The organism is Nostoc sp. (genome assembly GCF_036917095.1).
Taxonomy (GTDB): domain Bacteria; phylum Cyanobacteriota; class Cyanobacteriia; order Cyanobacteriales; family Nostocaceae; genus Nostoc.
Window position 1 is genome coordinate 96375 of the sequence record NZ_JBALFH010000043.1, and the last position, 20436, is coordinate 116810.

The following is a 20436-nucleotide window of genomic DNA, read 5'->3' on the forward strand; positions in this document are numbered from 1 at the left end:
CCTTACTATCGTGTAATATTTACGATAAATCCTGATTCTCTTGCTTGTTAGCAAGTTGTTCATAATGTTCTTTATCGCGGTATTTAATTGTTCTCATCGGTTGATTTCCAACAATTGCTAAAGGTTCAACATTAGTAGTTACAACCGTACCAGCCGCCACAATCGCACCATCTCCAATGGAAACTCCTGGAACAATTAGGACATTTCCGCCAATCCAAACATTGCGACCGATGACAACAGGTTTATGAATGTAAACGTTATGTTCATAAGGCAAATCATTACTTTGATAGTCGTGATTTGCAGAGAGGATAACTACGTTAAATCCAAGTGTTGTGTTATCGCCAATTGTAATTCCGCCACGGCCATCTAAAAAGACATCCGGGCCGATGTAGACCTTGTTCCCCAGAGATACATTTTGGGGATGGTCAATTTTAATATCTCGCTTAAATCGTAGACCTGAGCCACAAAATTTCAATTGACTCTTCAGTTCTTGATGCTTGTAGCGCCTGATTTTGGTTTCTAGATATTCTCCCCACCGTACCAGACGAGGTACTAACCATTGTTCCAATAATCGCTCTAATTTATTCGTAATTTTATTTTTGATCTCTTTCATAAAACCTCACATAAGTTTAAGAACCCTCTGGCTTTCAACCAAGGAGAGAAAACGACGCGGGTACTTTAGCACCCTTCACATTTATTAGGTTTCCCCAATTAGAGTATTTTCTCTCGCGTAAATACGTTTCTTTAAAAGTGGGTTGGGCAATACACACAAGAACTTCGCAATTTGCTAATATTATCTACTAGCCCATCAAAAGATACTGCTATGAAAAAATACTATTTAATAAAAATTTATGCACATCATCAGTCGTGCAAGACTTTCTGAGTTCTGGGAAAAGCACTCTAATGCACAAACTAGCCTGCGCTTATGGTACAAACTTACATCTGTAGCAGAGTGGCAGAACTTGATAGAGTTACGCCAAACTTTTCCCTCAGCCGATCAAGTCGGTAATTTCACAGTTTTTAACATCGGTGGTAATAATTATCGACTGATTACTTTAGTGGATTACGAATATCGAAAAATTTTTATTCGTCATATACTGACACATGCCGAATATGATAAAGATGAGTGGAAAAATGATCGTTGGTTCGCTTGATGCTAACCATTCTCTTAGGTAACATTTTAAAAAATCGTTTTTAGGAATTTAAACTCTTAGATATTTGAACAGCAGTATGAATATAATTCCTAAGTTATAATAAATCAAAATCCCTATTAGGGATTGAAACTATTAGTTATCTGGATGATAATATGAGCCAAAGTATTTGAGTTCCAATTAATCAAAATCCCTATTAGGGATTGAAACAATAAGATATCTGGCAAAATGACCCCTGGAACACCTGTTACTAAAACGTATATTGAATTACTTAAGTCTTTCCCTCCTCGTCCGGTAACTTCCGAGGAAGAATTACTGGCTACGCAAGAAGTAATCGATTCCTTGATTGATAAAGGTGAATTAACACCAGATGAACAAGACTATCTCAATGTCTTAGGTACTCTGGTTTACGAGTACGAACAAAAGCATCATTCTATACCTGATATTCATGGCGTAGAATTACTTCAAGCGTTAATAGCCGAATTTGGTTTGCGACAAAAAGATTTAATTCCTATCTTTAAAACCGAGTCTATTGTATCTGAAGTTTTGAGTGGACAGAGGAAACTGACAGTTAACCATATCGCTCGCCTTGCGGAGTTTTTTCATATTTCGCCTGCTGCTTTTTTTGAGTCATAAAAGGGAAAACTTTACAGATCCTCATCGCGTCCAGACTTGACAACAAGCCAAGTGATGTAGCAAGATTCATTTAAGTCCCTTTCGTCCCACATCTCGAAGTGGGTAGGAGGCAATGCATGATTGGCAGTATTTCTTTAACGACGATCGCAGTAATTTAAATCAAGGTACTTACCGCATCTTTGAACCGGAGTGGAAAGCAGAGATTCTCTACTGGTTCAGCCAAAAGGATGTAGATAAGCAGCAAAAAGAAGATTTTATCCAAGCTTTAATAGATTTTGATGACAGTTGTGGCGATTTTTATCGGTATCGCGCCTATTTTTTGGCGGCTGAGGCTTTATCCCAGTTCCCAGAATGTAGTTTGGGTGATGCAATTGTAGAACAGCTACTCAAATGGAGTTATGCCTATTTTCGGCAAGATAAAAGTGATTGGCAGATACTACCAAAACCATTGGTGAAGACAGCTAGAAAAACGCTGGAATTAACCGATAGAAAACGGGTTATTGCTGCTTTTGTCCATTTGGTTCATACTACTGAAAGTCGCACAGTTCTTGGAGTTGCAGCCGATAAATTAGGAACACTCGATCCGGGTAATAAAAGTGCGATCGCAGCCTTGACACTGTTAACACCGATTGTTGAAAATAAACAAATATTCTGCCAGATAAATCAAAATCCTGGGGAAATAGCAGTTGGTGATGAAACTGCGATCGCTACTTTCATCCACGACATCAAGACGATTCCAGATGAGCCGATTTGCTGGCATGGAATCGTAGGTTTAGGGAAAATTGCCTATGGTAATCAAACTGCGATCGCTGTATTAGTTCACCTTATAGAGACTACACTAAATAAGGACAATTGTTCCAATGCAATCGCAGCATTAGGACAAATTGCTGTGGGTAATCAAACTGCGATCGCCTCCCTCGTCAAATTCTTACAGATCAACCAAGGTGATAGAATCTGCTTTGGTGCAAGTCAGGCTTTATGGCAAATTGATCCAGGTAATGCAGTCGCACTAAAGGCTCTAGTTTATATCCTCGAAACTTCTGCAAGTGCATCTCTTATAAATAGCGCTGTAACTTATTTACTGAAAATTGATCCAGAAAATAAAACTGCGATCGCTATAGGTAATAAGGTGGCTATTGCAACGTTATCCCAAATACTTGAAACTTCTCAGCATCAAGCTTCTGAGGACGAATGGAAGTGTTTGTATGCAGCCGAAGCTTTAGTAAAAATTGATCCTGGTAATCCAAAGGCGATCGCTACTTTATGCCAAATACGGGAAAGTAGTCAAAATAGATTTATCCGTTTGCAAGCATTTGAAAGTTTAGTCAATGCCGTTCAACATCTAGAACAACTCGATCTAGACAACAAATTAGTTAAAGAGAAGCTAAAACAAGCTGTCCTTGTTCTTGTTCAAAACATTCAGATTTTTCAGGAATATGATGACTACAAAAAACAATTCAGCGTTCAACCCACACATCAATTATCTTATGAATCCTGTCTCTTAGATATAGCTGATAGTTTGACAAAAATCCTCCAAAGCGAACATTTACCACAAGTAGTCATAACCCTAAAAGACTATCTGAGTAAACAGTTCTACAAAAACAGTTCTTATCGCTACGAAGCCGTATTTAACATTATCTGGCATTGTGCCCAGAATCTCACTTACCCAGACTTCCACAAAGCAATCAACTAAACAACAAGCGCAGAATTCTTTCTCCTCCTCCGCGTACCTCTGCGCTTCCCTCCGCGTCCCTCTGCGTTAAAAAACAATCTCCCCCCTCATCCTCTCCTCCAACACATCCAATAACCCATCCACATCCTTCCCAACTTCCTCAAAACAAATCGGTGGCGCTGGTTCCGGTGCAAACTGAATTAACTTAATTTCCCCCTTCCCAATCCCAATCATCACAACTTCCACATCCGGCTTGTGATTCTCCACAATTCCCAAAATTTCCTGAAGCCGATTCTCAACTCTAATATTTAAATTCTCTATCTGCTCTTTCGGACAATAAACAAAATGCGGCGTTGGTTGTAAATCAATACCAACAGTACCCTGACTATCGCCATTTGCTAACCACAATCCCCAAAACAGCGCCGCCAATTCCTGCTGATTTGCTTTGACAAACTTATCCAACTGGCGACGCCACTTAGTATCACCTGATTCTGGTTGACTATTACCAAAAAACATAAATCATTCGTAATGAAGACACAGACAATAGGCGAAACTTATCTCAAACCTGACTGTACACGCCAGAGGCCGGAATAAATACCGTCTTTCTCCAGCAATTGCTCATGGGTTCCCGACTCTACTAATTTCCCATGTTCCATGACATAAATGCAATCGGCATTGCGGATAGTGGAAAGACGATGAGCGATCGCAATTGTAGTTCTATCTACTGTAATCCGTTCTAGCGATCGCTGGATTGCCGCTTCTGTTTCATTATCCACCGCCGAGGTAGCCTCATCTAAAATCAGAATGGGGGGATTTTTGAGAACTGCACGAGCGATCGCAATCCGTTGTCTTTGTCCACCAGATAACTTTTGCCCTCTTTCCCCCACAATTGTCTCATAACCTTCGGGCAAGTTAATAATAAATTCGTGCGCCTCCGCTATCTTCGCCGCCGTGATAATTTCTTGCTCTGTAATCTCAAAGCTGCCATAAGCAATATTCTCTGCTACAGTGCCATGAAATAGAAAGACATCTTGGCTCACCAAACCAATACAGCGCCGTAAATCTTGCAATTTCAAACTTTGCAAATCGATACCATCGACAGTAATGCTTCCAGCTTGCACTTCGTATAACCGCAACAAAAGTTTGACTAAAGTGCTTTTACCAGAACCGGTAGAACCGACAATTGCAATAGTTTTTCCCGCCGGAATATCCAAAGAGAGATTTTTAATAACTGCAAATCTATCTTTATAGGCAAAATAAACATTTTTAAATTGCACTTCACCGCGCACTTCATCCACAGGTAACGATACATCACCTGTATGGATAGCGATAGGAGTATCTAACAAGTTCATGACTCGATTAGTAGAAGCCATTGCCCTTTGATATTGGTCAAAAGTTTCGCCTAATCTAGTTAGAGGCCACAACAATCGCTGGATTAAAAACACTAATACGCTGTAAGTCCCTACAGACATTTTTCCAGAAACTGCTGCCATCCCACCATATAAAAGTAATGCCGTGAAACCCACCAAAATTAGCATCCGAATTAACGGCACAAAAGCAGCAGAAAGAGTAATTGCTTTAGAGTTACTCCGGCGATAAGCTTCGCTATCTAATTCCAAGCGATAAGCTTCATAAGCTTCAGCAGTGAAACTTTTAATAGTAGTAATTCCGCTGATATTGTTTGACAAACGCGAATTAAGAAAACCTACCTTTTCGCGCACATCGGCGTAGCGAGGTGCAAGTAGTCTTTGGTAGGCAAAGGAACCCCAGAGAATAAATGGCATCGGTGATAAAGCCATCCACGCGACACTAGGAGCCAAAATAAAGAAAGCAGCGCCAATAATTATAACAGTTGCGGAAACTTGGATAATATCATTCGCTCCCCCATCTAAAAACCGCTCTAATTGGTTAATATCATCACTGAGGATAGACATTAAACCACCAGTGCTGCGTTCTTCAAAATAAGCCAATTCCAATTCTTGCAAATGTTTGTATGCATCCAAACGCAAGTCATGCTGAATATTTTGAGCCAAATTCCGCCAAAGTCGAGCGTAGGCGTACTCAAAAACAGATTCTAGTATCCAAATGATGACAGTCAGGAAGGAAATAATCAAAAATTGTTGAAAGACATCGCGTACCCCTAACTGGGCAATTATGGAATCTTGCTGCTTAACTACCACATCCACCGCCACGCCAATTAAGCCGGGTGGTGCTAAGTCAAAAAATTTATTGAGGGTAGAATAAGTAGTCGCCAGCCAAATTTGTTTACGATACTGGTGTCCATACTCAAGCAAGCGCTGGAGAGGATGCGTTGAATGTTTACGCCTTTTTGATGCCCGATGAGATTTTAATACAGTAGCCACGGCTTTTTGCGGTTTCGTGCAACTGATATTACCACGGAAAAAAGTTCTGAGTCTTGAGTCTAAAGATGAGCGATTACCTACGGTACGCTACGCGATTACCTACGGTACGCTACGCGAACGCAATTGTAGTTCTATCTACTGTAATTTGTTCGAGCGATCGCTAGATTGCCGCTGATGTCTAATTATCCACCACCGCGATAGCTTCATCTAAAACCCAAATGGACGGATTCTTCAAGACTGCCCGCTAGAAGTTAATGACAAAATAATTTTGACTTTTTTGGCAGATGTCTATAATGAAAGGGCTTTTCGCCCCAGGTTTTTTGAGGTTCCGGGTATTATGCTTAATTGCCCGGATATCATGTGATATCTATCTGTGCATCAACAAAGTTTGTATGAGAGTTGAAACGGAATATGGCAATATCTAATATCCTCGAAGAGCCACAGCGTCTGAATCGCTTGTTTAGTGGATTGCGCGGCGATTTGACGGGAGGGCTGACATCAGCAGTGGTAGCCTTGCCTTTAGCTTTAGCCTTTGCGGTGGCAAGTGGAGTAGAACCAAAAGCTGGACTTTACACGGCTATTGTGGCGGGAATTGTAGCCGCAATTTTTGGTGGTTCCTCAGTACAAATTACAGGGCCGACAGGTGCAATGGCTGTAGTTTTGGTGGGAATTGTCGCCAAGTACGGCATTGAAAAAGTTTGGATTGCTGGGGTAATGGCTGGGATTATCCAGATTGCCTTGGGGGTTGCCAAACTTGGACAGCTAGTGAAATTTATTCCCTATCCAGTGACGGCAGGCTTTACCAATGGTATTGCCGTGATTATATTTTGTGGCCAATTAAATAATTTCTTTGGTTTACAACTACCCCGCAGCGAACATTTTCTGCCGGGACTTTGGCAAAGTGCAAGTCATGTAGAAGCTTTAAATTGGGCTGCTGTTGGGTTGGCAATAGTGGTGATTGCAACCACGATTTTGTGGCCCAAAATTAATTCTACAATACCGGGTTCTTTAATGGGGTTGGTTTTGGCAACAGCGATCGCTGCTTATTTCCATCTGAATGTACCCACAATTGGCAGCATTCCCCAATCTTTACCGATGCCCCAAGGTATTCCCCACTGGAATAATTTTGGCTTGATTCGGGAACTGATTAATCCTGCTTTGGCTTTGGCTGCACTGGGAAGTATTGAATCGTTGCTATCGGCGGTAGTGGCTGATGGGATGACGGTGAGCGAAAAACACAATAGCGATCGCGAATTAATTGGTCAAGGGTTGGCAAATATTATTGTGCCATTTTTTGGTGGCATCCCCGCAACAGGTGCGATCGCTCGGACTGTTGTCAATGTCCGTTCTGGCGGCAAAACTCGACTGTCTGGGGTAATTCACGGCGTTGCCTTAGCCATTATTGTTTTAACTTTAGCACCCCTAGCAGCACAGATTCCTTTAGCAGCACTTGCTGGGATTTTGATGGTAGTTAGCGTGCGGATGGTTGAGTGGGAAGCCATTGGTTTATTGATGCGTGCTACCTACTCTGACTTTGCAGTGATGATTCTCACCTGGCTAGTGACAATCTTGTTTGACTTAGTTCTCGCTGTAGAAGTGGGATTGATTGCAGCCGGAGCCTTGTTCATCAAACGGATGAGCGAATTGAGCCTAGTCAAAATACCTGAAACCGAAGTATTTCCCCCTGGTACTCCTCTAGAATTAGGTAAAGAAATTGCCGTTTATCGGGTAGATGGCCCCGTATTTTTTGGTGCTGCCGAACGGTTTGCTACCTTCCTCCGGGATGAACCGGAAGTGAAATATTTAATTCTCCGGTTGCGGTTTGTGCCAAATATGGACACAACTGGGTTAGTTGCCTTAGAGGATATTTACCACGACTTGGAACGGCACAATTGCCGCTTAATTCTCACAGGTTTACAACCCGAAGTCAAACAACTATTAGAACGAACCGGATTGTTAAAAACAATTGGCTTATCAAATTGTTTTGAAACAACGACAGATGCGATTTGCTCTATCTCTCCTCAGATTCGAGAATGTTCTCAACCTATAGTGGCTGATTTTAAAACCAAAGAATTGATGGAATCAAATGACTAAGAACATTTTCCCATAAAGCGAGCAAAATAGATACCTTTGACTTACTCCCCGATTTAAGGGACTTCCAAATAAAAAATATCCCATTGCTTTTAGGGCAGGGCAGGGGGCAGGGAGCAGGGGGAGGAAAAATTGGATAATTTATTTTTTGGAGTTCCCTAAAGGTACAGCAATTCTAAGCTCAGACAGCAATTGCAGTTTCGATATCGCCACGGTTTGAAGCTGTGGGTAAATCGAAGCCATTGGTGATTAGTCATTAGTCATTGGCACTAATGATTAATCACCATTGGCTGTAACACAAAGCTAGTTGCTCATGAGGAATATGGAATTTTAAGACTGCCTACTGAGGTATTACAACATTACTACTTGTCTAAAGGTTGATGTTTATTCTACATTTTCTGACATTATGAAAAGAATATGAGAATATTTAATGGCAAAGTAAATGACTCCCCCAGAAAACAGACCTAGCTTACCAGAGGTTCACCGCAGTATTAAAGTCCCTAACAGCAGCAGCTTTTGGCGCAAGATGCTGGCTTATACAGGGCCAGGGTATCTGGTTTCAGTCGGATACATGGACCCTGGAAACTGGGCAACAGACATCGCTGGCGGATCGAAGTTTGGCTACACTTTGTTGTCAGTGATTTTACTGTCGAACCTGATGGCGATATTACTCCAATCACTATGTGTACGTTTAGGAGTTGCTACAGGGCGAGATTTGGCGCAGGCCTGCCGAGACTATTTCAGTCGAAGGGTAAGCTTTTGTTTGTGGGTACTGTGTGAAATTGCGATCGCCGCTTGTGACTTAGCAGAACTATTAGGAAGTGCGATCGCATTGCAACTTTTATTCGGTATTCCCTTGTTATGGGGTGTGTGCATCACTGCACTGGATGTCCTGGTATTGCTAGTTCTGCAACATAAAGGTTTTCGCTATACAGAAGCCCTGGTAATAATGCTGGTGGCAACTGTAGGCATCTGTTTTACAGCGGAAATTCTATTCTCCCGCCCTGATATGGGGGGAATTTTGTTGGGATATGTGCCCAAGGCAGAGATTTTGCAAAATCCAGAAATGCTCTACATCGCTATCGGCATTTTAGGGGCAACAGTGATGCCTCACAACTTATATTTACACTCCTCTATTGTGCAAACCCGTGCTTGGCAACCTAATACTGAAAAAAGATGGGAAGCAATTAAGTTTGGCACAATTGATTCAACTTTTGCTTTGTCATTAGCACTGTTTATCAACTCAGCGATTTTAATTGTATCTGCTGCAACATTTCATTTTTCTGGTAATCAGAATGTGGGAGAAATTCAAGATGCTTATAAATTACTTTCACCAATATTAGGAGTTAGTGCTGCTAGTGCTGTTTTTGGCATCGCTTTACTTGCTTCTGGGCAAAGTTCAACGCTGACTGCAACTCTGGCAGGACAAATTGTTATGGAAGGCTTTTTGCAATTTCGCTTTCCATCTTGGTTACGCCGTTTAATAACCCGTCTGCTTGCGCTCGTTCCAGCATTAATTGCAATCATTATTTTTGGTGAAAATAGTACAAGTAGCCTGATAGTTCTCAGCCAAGTTATCCTCAGCTTACAGTTACCATTTGCAGTGATTCCATTGGTGATATTTACGAGTAATCGTCGCTTGATGGGTGAGTTTGTGAATCCCTTGTGGTTAAAATCTTTAGCCTGGTTAGTTGCTATTATTATCGTTAGCTTAAATACTTGGTTACTATTACAAACTTTTTTGGGATGGCTGGTACAAGTTCCCAGTTAACATGAAGGTAAAGACAGTACCATCACCAGTTGCAAAAATCATTGTCTCATCACCTAAATATTTACTTTATAAATGGTCTCTAAAATCAATAAAAATAAGCATCATGAGCATTATCGTCTTCGGCAGCATAAATATAGACTTGGTAGCAACAACATCTAGGTTGCCAGTCCCAGGAGAAACGTTGCTAGGAGAAGAATTTTTTAAAGTTTCGGGAGGAAAAGGAGCTAATCAAGCAGTAGCATTAGCAAAATTGGGAATTCCTACCCAAATGGTGGGGCGTGTAGGTGCAGACGGTTTTGGTGTAGAACTTGTCAACAATTTGCAAGCATCTGGCGTGCAGATTGGCAATATTTTCGTAGATGAGACTGTTAGTTCTGGAGTCGCCATCATCGCCGTAAATCATGCTGGTGAAAATCAAATTATTGTAATTCCTGGCGCAAATGGGCGTGTCAATCAAGAAGATGTAGAACGATTGTCCCATTTATTACCAGAAGCTACAGCACTGCTTTTACAATTAGAAATTCCGATTACTGCCGCGTTAGCAGCTGCTAAAGCCGCAAGAAAAACCAAAATAACGGTAATTCTCGATCCTGCACCCGCCCAATCTGATTTCCCAGATGAACTTTACCCATTAGTGGATATTATTACACCCAATGAAGTTGAAGCAGCGCAGTTAGTGGGTTTTCCTGTAAATGGAGAGGAAGAAGCAGCCAAAGCAGCTGGAGTTTTATTACAAAGGGGTGTGAAATGTGCGATCGTCAAACTAGGTGCTAAAGGTGTTTTTTGTGCCACTGCTGAGGAAAAGTTTTTTGTCCCGGTGTTTCCAGTTCATGCGGTTGATACAGTAGCTGCTGGCGATGCTTTTAATGGCGGCTTGGCGGCAGCACTTTTTCAAGGACTTTCTTTACATCAGGCAGTCATTTGGGGTGCAGCAGCGGGTGCTTTAGCGACGACAAAACCAGGCGCACAAACTTCGCTACCGGATAGGTTTACATTTGATGCATTTCTTAAGGAAAGGGTAGGGAGCAGCGGGAAATGATCCATCCTCCTGCTGTGGAATGAAGGGGGCAACATCGGTCTGAGTGCCCCAGTTCAATAAGCGTGGTTCTCATTTAGTCAGGGTCAAATCCCCATTCTTTTCTATCCCCCTTGCTCCCTGCTCCCTTGCCTCTTCTTCAATCCCTTCTAACTACGAGCAAGGGTAATCTGACCAGCGTCAAAGTCTTGTACGCGAGTCATGTTTCCACTTTTTTTATCTATGCTATACACAGTATTAGGTGTCACATACCTCATGGCTCCAAAGCCGAGGAGTTGACCTGTTGCAGAACAAACTAAGCTTTGTAAGCCATTATTCCACGCTTGACCATTAAGTTTCAATTGTGCCAGTCTGATCGGGTTTTTTTGATTTGAATCTAGCTGCACCAGAGTTGTATCACCATTTGCTCCAACTAAGGACGTATAGAGTTTTCCATCTGGGCATTGAGCTAGATTGCTGACTCGCTCATTGTCCAGGAATTTAATCTTACTAATGAAACTGATCTCTCCTGTTTGAATGTCAATATCTACCAATCTGATCGGTGGTGTACCATTCTTCTTACCTACTAGACCGATGAGCCGTCCATCATTAGTGCCTACCAAGCTCCCTAGCTGTTGATTCTGTTTAAGTCCTGAGACGACCAAACTTTTTACAGGTGTACCCAAAAATGTAATGCGAGTAGGTTTATCCTGTCTCCTACTAGCGCTAACAGGAGTAACGGCTACTACAAGTGTGCCATCGCTTAAAGAAGTGAAGCCACTCAATGTTTCGTTAGCCTCTACTAAAGGTTTAACGCGATCGCTAGATGTGTTATTGCTTGAAGAAGTGAAGTCATCAAATAGGTCATTAAAGTCTAATAAATCTGTAAGGCTATCGCCAAATGCGCCATCGCTTAAAGAACCGACGATACTCAATGCCTCATTCAATGCCTCATTAGCCTCTACTAAAGCTGTACCTTGCTCGGCAAGTATCTTAGAGACTAATGGAGATATAAGCTGAATCTTTCCTGTACTTAAAGATTGCAAACCAAAGGATTGCAAAACAAGTCCCAGTCCTACAGGCTTAATATCTGTAAGTACACTGTCTGAGGTAATGCTGTCGTCTGGTTCAGTGCTGTTTACTTCTGGAATAACTGTTTTGTCAGCGGTGATGATAGAGCCAGAACCTATACCTAAAATTTTAAAACTTGGTGTTTGCGCCAAAGTTTTGTTAGTTACATAACCAAGTACAGATACTATAGTTCCAGCAATTGCCAGCTGGCCAAACTGTCGGCGTGATACCTTGTAATTCATATTTCCATCCTAGAAATAATGTCTTTTATTCAGTAAAGTGCAGTGTGTTGAACATCAACCCGTCAGGTTAAGATAATCGCGCCCACCTTCCTACTGATGGTGTTCCATTGTTATCAGTAATAAAAAGCATGTACCAGCCTGGTGGCGCTATGTTTCGATTGTTTGTTACCGTGACATTAAGAGAAGTACCGTTCCTAGAAGTAATCGGTACATCCACTAACCTTTGTTCTGTATCGCACGAATGGGTGTTTGCCGATGGTCTAATCAGACTAACCCATTTAATATTCGCAGCCTGGGGTGTCTGAATCGTAAATTGCAGTCCGTAGCTCAATACTCCGCGAGCGGTCTGAATAGTTGGTCGCGACCGCGACATATACGCAGGACTGTAGATTTCTAATCGCATTTCATTGATAGTCCGCGCTCGGTTACCCCCAGCTGTGACTACCCTACCATCTGGCAGGAGCAAGGCAACCGAGTGATATACGCGGGGGACATTTTGTTTAGCTACTGCTGTCCAGGTATTTGTGGTTGGATTGTAGATTTCTGCTGGCAGCATCGCTCCTCTGTTGTCTTCATTAATTTTGCTACCATTGCAAACAAACACTGTGCGATCGGGTAACAAAACTGCGCTGTGATGCATCCGGGCATAATTTAGAGGCTTTGCTGGTACGTAAGTTGGGTTAGTAGCTTTGAAATCTACAATATTGACTCTGTTTGTTGCCGCACTACCACTACCCCCACCGAGAATCATCACCTTCTGGTCTTGTGCAGGTGGTAAAAGTACACTAGTACCTTGGTTACCGAAATCTGGGTCTTGTAGCCCTGGCACTACTTTTTCTGCAATGGATTGCGTAAATGTCCCTGGCAGGGTTAGTATAGTTGGCGCTACTCCAGAGTTGCCACCCATCTGAGCACCTGAGTAGAAAATTTTCCCACTACTTAGTAGAAACAACTGTGCGTATGGTGGGAAGGGACTAGTTGTTGGAAAAGCGTTCCAACCATTTGGAAATGTAACCGAATAAATTTCTGGTTGTCTGTTGAGCTTGCCATCTTTATCCGGCCCAGACAGTGCAAAGATACGACCGCTGCCTAGTGTTAATACAGTAGGATACCAGCGCCCATTATTCATTGATGGCTTCTTGATCCATTTCTCGGCAATGGGATCGAACATCAGAGCAGAGGGCGAACCATAAAATGGATCGTAGCGCAGAGTTCCACCGGCAACCAGTAGCAGACCATCTTGGCGGAAGGACTGACCGGCGCAAAAAATATCAATAGGTTGATTATTATCATCCAATGGAGCCGGTTGACGGGAAAAGGTTCCCTTGTTTACATCCCAGACCACGCTGTCATAGGGAGTATTTAAGCGACTGGGATCGTTACCTGAGCCACAGAAAAAGAATACTTTACCAGTACGAAGTAGAGCGGCATGTATAGGTAGGATTGGAGCATTGTACGGCAATACTTCCCATTTGTCTGTGGTAGTACCCTGAGCTATGAAAGTCCCTAAATCCGGATCTTCTTGAAGGTTAGTCTTGTTATTAAGTTGGGTCATTTTATGTGCAATTTTACCTACGTAAATTTCCTAGTTTTGTTCTTTCTTTCAGTAATTTTTTCCGAAATTTAAGTAAGTGGGCAAGAATAAATCAAATTCTATGTATTACGTAATGTAGTACTCAATAAAATGGTTTGTAGTAAGGGCTGAAGCCTAAAAAAAAGGGCTTCAGCCCTTACTACAAACCTTTAATTATTCATGCCCACCTAATTATATCTATACTGATTTAGGTTTACTTACTGTTAAGATGTAATATTTTTTTTTTAAAGCTAAGATAAAATTCGGTTTGTCAATAGTAATTATACTGTTATTATTTTTGTATAGTCCGTACTTAATTACACCTTTTGTTGATTTTTTCGGGTAAGGATAAACGATACTTTTAAATATAATGCGTAGACGCAAATGAGAAGTTTAAGGGTCAGTTCCCTTTTGTTCATAACTTTGAAAGCAGCTTGCTATTGGGTATTGCTGGCTTAAAAATTGTGTTTGGAACCTCGATTTTTGACAAATGGCCGATCGCGTTAATTTGTCACCAATAGGATGATGTTACAATGGTTACATACATATAATACGAAACTCACTCTAATGGAATTGAAACCCCCGGATTTATCCGTAGAGTAGTTCAGGCAAATATGCAATTAAAATGAAAATTAGCCTAAAGCTCAGAGATTTTTCGCAATAAATATGAATATCATATAAAGTACAGGCAAAGCGTAGTAAAGTAGTAAAACTCAGAGTAGGTTGTAAGTATGGAAACCTGCTCAGTAGAAACAGTGGTAACGTCAATCGCTCCCAAAGCAAGATTGTCGCCATGAGGAACTCAAATCCAATGGATGACGAGAAAAATCTCCCAAAGAAAAAGGGTAAGACACTGCCTCCCAAGCTAATCATCTGGCTAGGAAAGTTTGTCTGGACGACTATGTGGCAAATAATGATGTCAAAGCTTGCTCCTAGCAATCAATCGGGAGCCTATATTCGTCCTAATAGCCAGTTTCGGAAGTTCATTGGCACAGAAGAAGGAAACCCACACCCACCAGCAGCGGGGCGCTACAAACTCTATGTTGGGCTGGGCTGTCCTTGGGCACACCGAACTCTGGTTGTGCGATCGCTCAAAAAACTCGAAGCGGTAATATCAGTGTGTATCGTCTCTCCTTCTCCCATTGAAGGCGGTTGGATATTCAACGAAGAAGAACAGGGTTGCCGCACGCTAGCTGAATTTTATCAGCTGGCAGAACCTGGCTACAGCGGACGCGTCACAGTTCCAATTTTATGGGATAACCAAACAAAAACTATCGTTAATAATGAGAGTTCAGAGATTATCGTGATGCTGAACTCTGAATTTAACGAGTTCGCCAATAATCCCACACTCGATCTTTACCCAGAAGAACTCAAAGAGAAAATTGACTGGTGGAATGAGAAAATTTATCACGCAGTAAATAACGGTGTCTATCGTTGCGGCTTTGCCCAGAGTCAAGAAGCATACAATCAAGCTTGTAATGAACTGTTCGCAACTCTAGATGAGATAGAGATTGCATTGCAGACTAGTCGATATCTGTGTGGAGACAAACTCACACTCGCAGATGTCCGTTTATTCACGACGTTATTTCGTTTTGATAGCGCCTACTACGGGTTGTTTAAGTGCAATAGGCGGCGAATTCGAGACTATCAAAATCTCGGAGGTTACCTAAGGGATCTATATCAGCTTCCTGGTGTAGCTGACACCTGCGATGTCGAGAGTGTGAAGCGAGATTACTACGGGAACCTATTCCCACTCAATCCCGGTGGGATTATTCCCGATGGGCCTGATATGTCTTATCTTAATCAACCACACGATCGCGATCGCATCGGCAAAGTGAATGCTTCATAAGTTACATTGAGAATTGATATCTCGATGGCTGCATTCCGCAGTTGGTGTAATCGTGAACCAGATTAATCGAGTTGCAATTGTCGGTGGAACTCATGGTAATGAGTTTACGGGAGCTTACCTGATCCAAAAATTTGCCCAGTTTCCAGACTTGATTACTAGACCAAGTTTTGAGACAGTCACTCTATTAGCAAATCCTAACGCTTTTGCGGCGGGCAGGCGATATGTAGAGAAGGATTTAAATCGCTGTTTTCTCAAGCAAGATTTACAAAATCCGACTCTGAGCAGTTATGAAGAATTGCAAGCTAAATCAATTCAGAACACCCTAGCATCAAACAGGGATAAACAAGCAGATTTCATCTTAGACTTGCACAGCAGTACAGCTAATATGGGTCTGACAATTATTCTCGATAACAGTCATCCTTTCAATTTGAAGCTGGCTGCTCATCTGAGCCGGATTAATCCTTTGGTAAGGGTTTATCGCTGCTCTTTTAAATCAATTGAAGAAAACCCATTTGTAAATTCTCTGTGCGAATTAGGCTTTGCGATCGAGGTTGGCCCGATTGCCCAAGGACTCTTAAAAGCGACGCTGTTCCAACAAGCAGAAGAACTTGTTCATGCGGTTCTGGACTATCTGGAACAATTTAACCAGGATGAAATTTCATCAACCAAAGAAACGTTAATTATCTACGACCATTTATCAGTTGTGGACTATCCAAAAAAACAGGATGGGACAATTTTTGGAATGATTCATCCACAGCTTCAGGATAAAGATTATCAAGCCTTAAACCCAGGAGATCCAATGTTTTTGGACTTTGAAGGTAAAACAATTCTTTATGAAGGTGTATCTACCGTTTGGCCTATTTTTATTAATGAGGCAGCTTACTACGAAAAAGGAATTGCAATGTGTTTTACTAAGAAGCAGCAAATTAATATCTAGTAAACTGTCGCTTAAGTTTGCGTACCTTTAAACAGTTGCTCAAGCCCATGACACTATAATAATTTACGTTTAAAATTATCTAAATACTTAAACTAATAATGCAAACCAAGCGAGCAGTAAACAAACCAATAGCCAGTCTTTCTTTAGACTTGGATAATATTTGGTCTTACCTGAAAAATCAGGGTGCTCCGGGTTGGGAGACTTTCCCTTCTTACCTGGATATCGCAGTACCTCGTTTCTTAGATATTCTCCAGCAATGGGATTTGACTATCACAGTATTCATTGTGGGTCAGGATGCAGCGCTGGAAAAGAACACCAAGGCATTACAAGCGATCGCCAACGCTGGTCACGAAATTGGCAATCACTCATTTTACCACGATCCTTGGCTGCATCTGTATTCAGAGGATGAGATTGAACAAGAAGTAGCCTTGGCCGAAGAACATATCAAGCAGGTGACTCATCAACATCCTATCGGCTTCCGGGGGCCTGGATACAGTTTTTCTCCTGCGGTATTGAAAGTCTTAGCACGACGGGGATACCAATATGATGCTTCGACTTTTCCCACATTTTTGGGGCCCGTAGCACGAGCATATTATTTGATGACCTGTAAACTGAGCAAGGAAGAACGCAAGAAACGGGAAGCCCTGTTTGGCGGTTTTAAAGAGGGTTTGCAGCCTCTGAAACCTTACCAGTGGCACATGGGTAAGGATAAACTCACCGAGATTCCCGTTACCACCATGCCAATTTTCAAGGTGCCAATTCACTTCAGTTACATAATGTATCTGAGTACATTTTCTTCGGAAGTGGCGTTACTCTACCTGCGAATTGCCCTGTGGCTATGTAAACTTACACGCGTCCAGCCTTCTCTGCTACTCCATCCTACAGACTTTGTAAGTCAAGAGGATGTGCCGGAGCTATCATTCTTTCCTGGTATGAGCGTTCCCACCTACAAAAAGCTGGCAATAGTGAACAAAAGTTTAGAACTTATATCCAGCCAGTTCAATGTTTTGACTGTTGGACAACACGCCAAATTCGTAGCCGACGCCCATCAACTGCCTGTATTAGTGCCTCAAAAGAGGTAAAAATACGATCTATGCGATTTCTCAATCCAATTTGTATCCTTAATTACAGGCAAAATTAACTTTGACCTGTCTTGGAGAAGAAAGAAATAGTGTTGGCAAAAAGATAAATTTATCCTTATAATAGTTCCCTATTCCAATGTCTTTATCAAAAACTTCTGGTGATATCCCTTCCCCAGAGGTTATTTTTTTAAGATGTGATGTCCAATCAGATTTTTTTACCTAATTGCCCATAAGTCCCCCACACTCATTTGGTACTCCAAATCAGTGTATAGAGCATGTCACTACTTATCTAGATTTTAAATAACAGCCAGTTCTCTTGAAACCAGCTGACATTTGCTGGCAAGAATGTGTAAAGTAATTAAGAGTCAATCACTATCTCTAATATTTGACACATCCATCTATGGTTAGAAAAACGCAACGTCTTTTGCTGCTAGTTGTTTCCTGTAGTATAGCTGGCGTAATTTTGGGAGGTACTGCCGGTTGGGCAGAAAGTAGTCTCTGCTTGGATGACAGCAAGGTTACAAGTGAGTGTCTCACCCAAGATCCAATCCAAAAAACTATCCAAGGGATGAGTACCGGATTGGTAGCAGGGGCTGGGGCTGCTTTTGGTGCAGTCTGGCAGTTACGGCATGAAGATTGAGCGTGAACCACCACTAACCCGGAGTTCCGGGTTAGATCGGGTTTCTGTACTAATATTCATTAGCCAGTGCCTCCACTTAGACTTTCGCCCAGCATAAGGTGTTACCTCCCCTTTTACAGCACAGACGGCTGAATCTTCCCCCAGTAGCCATCTGATACTTTCTGCTCTAATATTTATCGCTTCATTTGATGGAAACAATTAGAACAGAGTTTGGAACTAGGGAATTATTTATGAATCTCAACCAGCTTTGCACCCTTACGTTTTAGCTTGTAGTCTAAGAAATTGATATAAAATTTAAATCCGATGATTGATGCATGAGGACAGCGTAGCTTGCTTCCTTGTAAGAGTATGCCTATGGGTGCATTTGCTTTCTTGGTAGCTTATAGAGAATAATCACAAATAAAGCAGCTTTGGCATCTTCGTGCGAGAGAATAAATATAAAATATGGCGATCGCAATCGATTTTGGTACTAGCAACACAGTCATTGCTCGTTGGAACCCTGTAACCCAGCAGCCAGAAACCCTGACTCTACCAGGCTTGTCAATTAAACAAAGTCTCAATCCGCCACTGATTCCCAGCTTGGTTTATGTTGAAGACGCAGCCCAAAATAAAGTCTTAGTCGGGCAACAAGTACGCGATCGCGGTCTTGACCTCAAGGGCGAAACGCGATTTTTCCGCAGCTTCAAGCGCGGCATTGGTGCAGATATCCAAGGTTTCTTACCCGAACTAGATGGGCAAATTGTCACCTTTGAGCAAGTAGGGCAATGGTTCCTCACCAAAGTAATTGAGGAACTAGCACCCCTGCAAGGTGGGTTAGATTCTCTAGTGTTAACCGTGCCCGTAGACAGTTTTGAAGCCTATCGTCATTGGTTGGGGAAAGTTTGTCAATCCCTCCCGGTCGAACAGGTGCGGATGTTGGATGAACCCACAGCCGCCGCCTTGGGTTATGGCTTGGCAGATCGAGAAATTCTCTTGGTGATTGACTTTGGTGGCGGCACTTTAGATTTGTCCCTTGTCCGGTTGGATCGAGGCGTGCAAGCAACCACCAAACCGCTGGGATTTATCCTCAAGTGGGGTAATAAGTCTCTGGCTGAAGATTCAAAACAAAAAGTCAAAACAGCTCGTGTCCTGGCGAAAGCTGGGCAAAATTTGGGCGGTACTGATATTGATAATTGGTTAGTAGATTACTTTGCCAGAACTCAAGAACTGGCGATAAGTCCGTTGACAACAAGATTGGCAGAACGGGTAAAAATTCAGCTATCAACTCAAAGCCAAGCTAGTGAAGTTTATTTTGATGATGAGACATTTGAAAGCTATGAACTGGAACTAAACCGCGACACTTTTGACGATATCCTCAAAGAACACGCCTTTTTTGAGTTATTGGATGAGTCGATGACGACACTGTTGCAGCAAGCAAGACGGCAAGGGATAGAACTTCCAGATATTAATGCAGTTTTGTTAGTTGGTGGCACAGTACAATTGCCAGCAGTGCAGACATGGATAAAACAGTATTTTGAGCCAGAAAAAATCCGTTGCGAACGTCCTTTTGAAGCGATCGCTCAAGGTGCATTACAGTTAGCTCAAGGTGTACAAATCAAAGATTTTCTTTACCATAGTTATGGTATCCGCTACTGGGATCGCCGCAATCAGCGTCACAAATGGCATTCTTTAATTAAAGCTGGACAGGCATATCCAATGAGTCAGCCAGTGGAATTAGTCTTAGGCGCTTCTGTGGAAAATCAGCCCAGCATTGAACTAATTATGGGAGAATTGGGAGCAGATACAGGTAACACCGAAGTTTATTTTGATGGCGATCGCTTAATTACTCGCCGTATGGACAATAGTGAAACCAGCGTCAAACCCCTCAACGATCGAGAAGGTGCGAAGACAATTGCCCAACTCACACCAACAGGATATCCTGGAAGCGATCGCATCAAAATCCTCTTTCAAGTTGATGAGCAACGCTTTTTACGAATCACCGTTGAGGATTTGTTGACGAATGATACGCTGTTGGAAAATCAACTTGTGGCACAGTTGAGTTAATTAACTAAAAGGATTTAAAAGTGGGATACCGCAGCCATCGAAATCTCGGATGTTGCGCGTTACTAAGGTCAATTGATGAATTTGAGCAGTAGCAGCAATCATCATATCTGTTTGGGTGTGTGTTTTCCCACTTAATCTTAGTTGACCCCGCAATTCACCGGAAGGCTTGGCAATTTCAGTGGTGATGGGCAATACTTGACAGTTATTCAGGACTTACGCAACTGGCACAGGCGATCGCCAATTACTAGTACTCTAGTACTGTATAACTGACGCAACTGGCACAGGCGATCGCTAATTGCT

Annotated in this window: 18 protein-coding genes; 12 read left to right on the forward strand and 6 right to left on the reverse strand. The window is 42.1% G+C overall.

Annotated elements, in window-relative coordinates; translation table 11 throughout:
• Positions 1-19: 19 nt before the first annotated feature.
• Positions 20-613, reverse strand: coding sequence for an acyltransferase (locus V7L01_RS24410; protein WP_335039278.1), 594 nt, complete (start codon positions 611-613; stop codon positions 20-22).
• Between the two features lie 238 nt (positions 614-851).
• Between V7L01_RS24410 and V7L01_RS24415 the strand changes: the two genes are divergently transcribed.
• From V7L01_RS24415 to V7L01_RS24425, 3 genes are all read left to right on the forward strand, one after another.
• The gene (locus tag V7L01_RS24415) at positions 852-1154 is read left to right on the forward strand and encodes a type II toxin-antitoxin system HigB family toxin (protein WP_335039280.1); all 303 of its coding nucleotides are present in this window, start codon (positions 852-854) and stop codon (positions 1152-1154) included.
• Positions 1155-1379: 225 nt separating this feature from the next.
• Entirely contained in the window at positions 1380-1787 is a 408-nt protein-coding gene (locus V7L01_RS24420; protein WP_335039282.1) for a helix-turn-helix domain-containing protein, read from the forward strand.
• A 112-nt stretch (positions 1788-1899) separates the two neighbouring features.
• On the forward strand, positions 1900-3480 hold the full coding sequence (locus V7L01_RS24425) for a HEAT repeat domain-containing protein (RefSeq protein WP_335039284.1): 1581 nt from the start codon (positions 1900-1902) through the stop codon (positions 3478-3480).
• Between the two features lie 66 nt (positions 3481-3546).
• On the opposite strand, the gene ccmS is transcribed toward V7L01_RS24425, so the two are convergent.
• Both ccmS and V7L01_RS24435 read right to left on the reverse strand, forming a co-directional pair.
• Positions 3547-3975, reverse strand: coding sequence for a beta-carboxysome assembly chaperone CcmS (ccmS, locus tag V7L01_RS24430; RefSeq protein ID WP_335039286.1), 429 nt, complete (start codon positions 3973-3975; stop codon positions 3547-3549).
• Positions 3976-4013: 38 nt separating this feature from the next.
• Complete coding sequence (locus V7L01_RS24435; RefSeq protein WP_335039288.1) at positions 4014-5822, reverse strand: ABC transporter ATP-binding protein; 1809 nt, start codon at positions 5820-5822, stop codon at positions 4014-4016.
• A gap of 16 nt (positions 5823-5838) precedes the next feature.
• Between V7L01_RS24435 and V7L01_RS24440 the strand changes: the two genes are divergently transcribed.
• The 4 genes from V7L01_RS24440 to rbsK all read left to right on the forward strand — a co-directional run bounded on the left by V7L01_RS24440 (position 5839) and on the right by rbsK (position 10723).
• Complete coding sequence (locus tag V7L01_RS24440) at positions 5839-5997, forward strand: hypothetical protein (protein ID WP_335039291.1); 159 nt, start codon at positions 5839-5841, stop codon at positions 5995-5997.
• Positions 5998-6233: 236 nt separating this feature from the next.
• A complete protein-coding gene (locus V7L01_RS24445) occupies positions 6234-7916 on the forward strand; it encodes a SulP family inorganic anion transporter (protein WP_335039292.1) in 1683 nt (560 codons plus the stop codon).
• A gap of 439 nt (positions 7917-8355) precedes the next feature.
• On the forward strand, positions 8356-9684 hold the full coding sequence (locus tag V7L01_RS24450) for an Nramp family divalent metal transporter (RefSeq protein WP_335039293.1): 1329 nt from the start codon (positions 8356-8358) through the stop codon (positions 9682-9684).
• Positions 9685-9787: 103 nt separating this feature from the next.
• A complete protein-coding gene (gene rbsK / locus V7L01_RS24455) occupies positions 9788-10723 on the forward strand; it encodes a ribokinase (protein ID WP_335039295.1) in 936 nt (311 codons plus the stop codon).
• Between the two features lie 146 nt (positions 10724-10869).
• On the opposite strand, the gene V7L01_RS24460 is transcribed toward rbsK, so the two are convergent.
• Both V7L01_RS24460 and V7L01_RS24465 read right to left on the reverse strand, forming a co-directional pair.
• Positions 10870-12012, reverse strand: a complete 1143-nt coding sequence (locus tag V7L01_RS24460) for a hypothetical protein (RefSeq protein WP_335039297.1) — start codon at positions 12010-12012, stop codon at positions 10870-10872.
• A 67-nt stretch (positions 12013-12079) separates the two neighbouring features.
• Positions 12080-13567, reverse strand: coding sequence for a galactose oxidase-like domain-containing protein (locus V7L01_RS24465; protein ID WP_335039299.1), 1488 nt, complete (start codon positions 13565-13567; stop codon positions 12080-12082).
• Between the two features lie 829 nt (positions 13568-14396).
• Here V7L01_RS24465 and V7L01_RS24470 point away from each other — a divergent pair.
• The 5 genes from V7L01_RS24470 (at position 14397) to V7L01_RS24490 (ending at position 20136) form a co-directional block, all read left to right on the forward strand.
• The gene (locus tag V7L01_RS24470; protein WP_442937014.1) at positions 14397-15434 is read left to right on the forward strand and encodes a glutathione S-transferase family protein; all 1038 of its coding nucleotides are present in this window, start codon (positions 14397-14399) and stop codon (positions 15432-15434) included.
• A gap of 52 nt (positions 15435-15486) precedes the next feature.
• Positions 15487-16371 (forward strand): aspartoacylase, encoded by an 885-nt coding sequence (locus V7L01_RS24475; RefSeq protein WP_335039303.1) that lies wholly within the window; start codon positions 15487-15489, stop codon positions 16369-16371.
• Positions 16372-16469: 98 nt separating this feature from the next.
• Entirely contained in the window at positions 16470-17453 is a 984-nt protein-coding gene (locus tag V7L01_RS24480) for a polysaccharide deacetylase family protein (protein ID WP_335039305.1), read from the forward strand.
• A gap of 400 nt (positions 17454-17853) precedes the next feature.
• Positions 17854-18093, forward strand: coding sequence for a hypothetical protein (locus tag V7L01_RS24485; RefSeq protein WP_335039308.1), 240 nt, complete (start codon positions 17854-17856; stop codon positions 18091-18093).
• 444 nt (positions 18094-18537) lie between these two features.
• Positions 18538-20136, forward strand: a complete 1599-nt coding sequence (locus tag V7L01_RS24490; RefSeq protein WP_335039310.1) for an Hsp70 family protein — start codon at positions 18538-18540, stop codon at positions 20134-20136.
• Here the strand turns inward: V7L01_RS24490 and V7L01_RS24495 are convergent, their stop codons facing one another.
• A complete protein-coding gene (locus V7L01_RS24495; protein WP_335039319.1) occupies positions 20137-20346 on the reverse strand; it encodes a PIN domain-containing protein in 210 nt (69 codons plus the stop codon).
• Positions 20347-20436 lie beyond the last annotated feature (90 nt).

Excerpts from the sequence above, each read along its gene's own strand:
- V7L01_RS24410 (WP_335039278.1), bottom strand. The coding sequence starts at position 613 with ATGAAAGAGATCAAAAATAAAATTACGAATAAATTAGAGCGATTATTG.
- V7L01_RS24415 (WP_335039280.1), top strand. The coding sequence starts at position 852 with ATGCACATCATCAGTCGTGCAAGACTTTCTGAGTTCTGGGAAAAGCAC.
- V7L01_RS24420 (WP_335039282.1), top strand. The coding sequence starts at position 1,380 with ATGACCCCTGGAACACCTGTTACTAAAACGTATATTGAATTACTTAAG.
- V7L01_RS24425 (WP_335039284.1), top strand. The coding sequence starts at position 1,900 with ATGCATGATTGGCAGTATTTCTTTAACGACGATCGCAGTAATTTAAAT.
- ccmS (WP_335039286.1), bottom strand. The coding sequence starts at position 3,975 with ATGTTTTTTGGTAATAGTCAACCAGAATCAGGTGATACTAAGTGGCGT.
- V7L01_RS24445 (WP_335039292.1), top strand. The coding sequence starts at position 6,234 with ATGGCAATATCTAATATCCTCGAAGAGCCACAGCGTCTGAATCGCTTG.
- V7L01_RS24450 (WP_335039293.1), top strand. The coding sequence starts at position 8,356 with ATGACTCCCCCAGAAAACAGACCTAGCTTACCAGAGGTTCACCGCAGT.
- rbsK (WP_335039295.1), top strand. The coding sequence starts at position 9,788 with ATGAGCATTATCGTCTTCGGCAGCATAAATATAGACTTGGTAGCAACA.
- V7L01_RS24460 (WP_335039297.1), bottom strand. The coding sequence starts at position 12,012 with ATGAATTACAAGGTATCACGCCGACAGTTTGGCCAGCTGGCAATTGCT.
- V7L01_RS24465 (WP_335039299.1), bottom strand. The coding sequence starts at position 13,567 with ATGACCCAACTTAATAACAAGACTAACCTTCAAGAAGATCCGGATTTA.
- V7L01_RS24470 (WP_442937014.1), top strand. The coding sequence starts at position 14,397 with ATGGATGACGAGAAAAATCTCCCAAAGAAAAAGGGTAAGACACTGCCT.
- V7L01_RS24480 (WP_335039305.1), top strand. The coding sequence starts at position 16,470 with ATGCAAACCAAGCGAGCAGTAAACAAACCAATAGCCAGTCTTTCTTTA.
- V7L01_RS24485 (WP_335039308.1), top strand. The coding sequence starts at position 17,854 with ATGGTTAGAAAAACGCAACGTCTTTTGCTGCTAGTTGTTTCCTGTAGT.
- V7L01_RS24490 (WP_335039310.1), top strand. The coding sequence starts at position 18,538 with ATGGCGATCGCAATCGATTTTGGTACTAGCAACACAGTCATTGCTCGT.